Below are 4,838 nucleotides of genomic sequence, written 5' to 3'. Positions count from 1 at the left end.
GGCGATGTCACCGATCCCCGCGGCGGCGTTCGATGGGTAATCGCCGAACAAGCCCCCTACTGGAGTCCGCCAGATAGCGACGCCCATGATTGAACTCGTCCGCGACGATCGCGGGTCACTCGGACTGTTCGGATGGCGATCGTTGTACGGACACATCTTGCGTCCGATAGGCGTTCGACATCCGGACACGTCGGGTGTCCGACAAGCGATCCGCCATCCCCTGTCGGACGCCGCCTGGTAGTCCGATGCCGCTGGCAGCCGATTGAGCCGCAGCTTCGATCCGCAGGCTGCGTTGCTAGGAGTGTTGGAGCACGTCTCGCCCGGTCTTGGAGATTGGTGACGGAACCACGCTGCGCAGGAGGTGCTGGTGCCGCGTCAGCCAACCTTTGCCGGTCTGCGGGGTGGTACCGATCCAGCGTCGGGGGCACTGCATTGACACCCCTAGGTCAGTCACCCTCAGCGCATGGAGCCAGAACACACCCACCGAGCGATGTTCAACCGCTGCAGATCGCCAAGTTGGGAGCGATGGCGTCCAAGGTCATCAATGCCGACCGCGCTGACCAAAGTCGTCACGCGGAAGTTCCGAAATGACCTACGCTTGAAGCGTGGTGGACGAACGTCAGGTATCGCTACCAAGGACCGGGTGGCGGCACTTTCCATACGAACCCGGCGAAATCCGGCGGTGGAACGGCAAGAGGTTCACAGACGTTGCCTACAAAGACATTGAGCGCAGAATCGGAATCCTTGAGCCTGCATGGCTACCGGATCTCGAGGGCGATCCAGATCGGTTTCGTTACTGGGATGGGCTGCGCTTTACAGAATTGACGTTCGAGTCGATTCCAAATGACAGCGACTTCGTCTACGAGCACATCACTATTCCAGCGGTGGCTGGTCACGACCAAGGTTGGACGCACGCCGTCCGGGCAACTCCTCGTGCGGTATGGGAAGCAATTCAGGCACCGCCGCCTGAACCTTTGTCGAAGCGCCTGCGCCGGTTCGTACGAAAGTAAGGAATCGCGATCCTCGTGATCCTGTTCTTGGTGATTGTCACGACACTTGGGCTTCATCTACGGGAGCGGTGGCGGGTGGGACGACTGCGAACCTCCTCCGTGGGGAACCTGCTGACCGTCCTGAGCCGATCGAGATGGCGCACAAGCTTGCGCTCGGAATCTGTCCCATGATGCCCAGTCGATGAGTCTGTTGATGCTCCCACGAAGTGCCGATCAGGGACACCGAATATCGAGGCCAAGCAACCACGACCCACGCTCAACAACGCTACCGACCGCGACCAGAAACGTCGTCAGCATTCGACCAGCCTCATGACCGAGCCCCCGACTGACTGCCCGGGAGACGACTGCTACGGGCAATGCAGTGGTTGTGTCGAGAGCGTCGACCGGGCAGCTCGGAGGCCGTTCGCTAGGGGTTGGTCAACCGGACACCGCTGTGTTCATTGGGGATCGGTCATGTTCTGACGCGCCGGTGGTGCGTTGTGAGGTCTTGGTTGTGGATCCCGCTGGGAAGTGCCCCCTTGGGGCGAGCCGTGGGTTGCCTCCGTCACCTCACGGACCGGTGTCATGTCACCATCCGAGGGATTACGGGCGACGATCCGAAGTGTTCTCTCGATCTCTTGGAACCCGTCACGATGGTGGACCTCGAATGAGTGCGGATACTTCGCTTCTGCCGGAACCGGTGCGACGCTCACGACTCGACGGACCACTATCCGATGCTTGTCCTTCGGTTCGCGATAGCGCGCAAAGACCACCTCGAAACCTGGACGGACTCGACTGATCGGTATGACTCGAAATCCAGCGTCGACAAGTGCTCGGGCCTCGCCGCTCAACTTCTCATCCTTCGTGACGCCAAGCGCTTCCACAACGCGACCGCCCTCCGCCATGCCGGGTCGCCCCGTCAACCTCCGATAGGCCCAATCGGTCGACCGGACAAGAAGGGCGATCGGAAGCAGCGCCACCGCCAGAATCGGCAAGGCGAACCAGAGAGCGAAGACATCGCCCAACCACCCCGGATCGCCGCCACCCGGCGTCAAATCCTCGTCGGGCCAAACGGTGGACCAAAGTTTGGTCGGGAGCCATGCAGCGAGTTGAACGTATCGCACGCCAGATGATCGCATATCGCGAACAAGGCTCGCTGCGCCCGCTCCGAGCGCCGACCGGTCCGAGCGGCGAAGGTCCCAGCCGCGTCCTCAAGCTCTTGGGCGATCGTCGCCGAAAGGCCAGCAACGGAGCCGATGACCGGGTCGGCGCGGTGAAACGACGACGACCCGCCCCGAACGATCGGATCGGGTCAGTGGAACGACGTGGCGTCCACTCTGTTCGGTCCCTGGTCGACCCGGTGATCGAGTCCCCACGGGCCAGCCGGGGCAGCACCGACGAGACAGGCACGGCAACCCCCGCAGACCAGGTGCGCCCTGTGCGGTTGTTGACCAGCCGACCCCCAAATACCTGGCGGCGGAACGATTCGGCCACATTGCGGACAAGTGCTCGTCTTCATTGCGATATTCTCCCGCATCCGTCGTGAGAGCGGGTGGATGGACCCGAGGCATGATGGTACCGATGGGACGCCGAGGTCGATCGCAGAGGTACCTCGACCACTGACACCAACGCGAGATCGTGCTGTCCGCCGGTGATGTGTTGCCCCCAGAGGAGCCCAGTCACCGGCTCGACACAGCGAGGCGATAATCGCTGATCGGAACGGGGCCCACCGTGAAGCAGTACTGGTGAGGTCGGTCGGCAACGAGCGCCTTCGGGCCGCCCCAGAATGCCGGACCTCGGACCTCCATCACCACCCGCTGCACCACCACCGAGGCATTCCCCGAACCGGACGTGAACGCAACCTACGACCAGCACGACTCGACACTCGGGATGGTCACGGACACACTCCAGATAACGCGTCCACGACGCACCAAACACCCCCGTCGACTACGTCATGGACACCCCAACAAGGACTCCAGATATGTGCCGTTCGGGGACACCCGATATCGCTCGCAGGACGAGTGCGCCTCGGTGCGGATCGTCGGCCGATCGGCTGTCTCAGATTAGGACCATCCTCCGGACGCTTCGACTCCATGTTGACGATCGTTGTGTCCAATTCAGGGACGTCTCAGCAGCCGATCCGCATATGAGACGGCTTCAGATCGATGACCGAGTTTGGCCAGCGTCAGATGCGCGTCCACACACCACACTTATCGTCGGTGCTGACTCCGACGTCGCGTGGGCCGATCGTCACGACCTGGGGGCCAGCGTCCTCGACAAAGTCGTTCGCGATGATCGGCTCGGCATGCGTGGTGGAACGCCGCAACCACCCAACCGGCGGCGAGCTCGGCGACATGAGCGCGTGGCTGGGCCGCGACAGCTGGCTGCGACCCTCGCAGTCCAAACGCAGCTCCAGGACCGGGAGCCGCAGGCGATCAAGTTGTTCTGTACTTACTGGGACCGCTCCTTGCGCTACACGCGGATAGGTGACGTCGTTGCACCCTCGAAGGCGACACGCACGGTGGCGATCGGGCGGGTCGCCGGCCCGTACGATTACCACCCCGTTCGAGGTGGCGATGACCGGATCTGGCATCGGCGTGACGTGCAATGGGTCGTCTTCGATCCCGACTGGGACGTGCTCGATGAAGACCTCCGGCGGGGCGTGAACGCGCCCGACACAATCGGAGCGCTCAACGCACCCGACGTCGCCCGCGAACATTTGCCGCTGCAAAGCCTCGTGAACTGGCCGGTCGCGATGTCCTCTTCCGGTCCGGCATCCGGCGTCCGTGCTCTCGCTGCTGTCGTCCTTTCCCACGAATAGCAACTGCGGGCCTCGCCGGGCTTCATGCAAGGGATCGCTATTATAGCAACCCGGTCTGTTGCGAGATCTTGCTCTCGCAATCCTGCTAGCGCGAACGACCTGCACATTGTTAGTGCCTTGCCCGTACGCAACGTTGTTACCCCCATGCGTCAGAGGGGAGTGTCAAACGATCGTGTGCCGCGGTGACTCTCTGGAAGCACTGGGCCACAACCGGCGACGAAGAGGTCTGTCACCGGCGTGGCGCTGCTGAAACTTCTCGGCGCTGGCTCAAATTGCTCGCCAGGCGGCCCGCCCCTCGTGCCGGACTCGGCTGCACTGCTTGAGGTAAGACAGTGTCGCGTTGACTTTGGTGGCGGACTCCTCGCGCCCACCGACTTTGAGGCGATCGATGATCGCGGATGGTGACATCGCGGACGCAGACGATCGGAGCACGGTGAGTATTGCCTCTGTGAGCATCTCGTCGCTGAGCTTCCCGACGACGTCAGCGCCGGCCTTCAAATGCCCGAGCTCGGCGTCGATGCCGCGAATTCGGGCGGATGCCAGCTCCAGTACGGTCCACTGCTCGGAGCGTTCTCGCTCGAGTTCGGCGATTCGGCGGACCGTGCTCATGGCGACACGATAACAAACAAAAAGCAAAGGTCTCTTTGCAAACCGCAAACCCGACGGAGTCGACGGCTTTGGAGACGAGTGCGTCTACCGTAAGATCTGGACGTTCTTTCACGCGGAGCTTCATGCGGTGCCCCAAGCGGAAGTCCCGCCTCTGTAGCTCAGTGGATAGAGCATCGGTTTCCTAAACCGTGTGTCGCAGGTCCGATTCCTGCCAGGGGCGCTGAATAACACCTGGTAGATTGTTTGTTGGTCGCAACCATTGACCCGAAAACACCGTCGGGTGGCATTTGGGTAGTAGAAGTTTCCCGATTGCTCTGCGAGGGACCCCATGGCGAACGGCACGGTCTACCGTCGCGACGACCGCAAGAAGCCGTGGGTCGCGCACGTGTCGTGGCACGAGGGTGACCGTCGTCGGCAGT

At 62.2% G+C, this 4,838-nt stretch carries 2 protein-coding genes and 1 tRNA gene; 2 read left to right on the top strand and 1 reads right to left on the bottom strand.

Annotated elements, in window-relative coordinates:
- Nucleotides 1-3,456: 3,456 nt before the first annotated feature.
- Complete coding sequence (locus tag ACESNG_RS23655; RefSeq protein WP_373071171.1) at nt 3,457-3,810, top strand: hypothetical protein; 354 nt, start codon at nt 3,457-3,459, stop codon at nt 3,808-3,810.
- Nucleotides 3,811-4,077: 267 nt separating this feature from the next.
- Here ACESNG_RS23655 and ACESNG_RS23650 read toward each other — a convergent pair whose 3' ends face one another.
- Nucleotides 4,078-4,419 (bottom strand): hypothetical protein, encoded by a 342-nt coding sequence (locus tag ACESNG_RS23650; protein ID WP_373071169.1) that lies wholly within the window; start codon nt 4,417-4,419, stop codon nt 4,078-4,080.
- 147 nt (nt 4,420-4,566) lie between these two features.
- Between ACESNG_RS23650 and ACESNG_RS23645 the strand changes: the two genes are divergently transcribed.
- A tRNA-Arg gene (locus ACESNG_RS23645) sits at nt 4,567-4,639 on the top strand.
- Nucleotides 4,640-4,838: the final 199 nt, after the last annotated feature.

Source organism: Gemmatimonas sp. (assembly GCF_041689975.1).
In the GTDB taxonomy this organism is placed as follows: domain Bacteria; phylum Gemmatimonadota; class Gemmatimonadetes; order Gemmatimonadales; family Gemmatimonadaceae; genus Gemmatimonas.
Note: the sequence above shows the minus strand (reverse complement) of the source record. Positions and strands in the feature narration are given on the sequence as shown.

Coding starts and splice junctions, on each gene's coding strand:
- ACESNG_RS23650 (WP_373071169.1), bottom strand. CDS start 4,419: ATGAGCACGGTCCGCCGAATCGCCGAACTCGAGCGAGAACGCTCCGAG.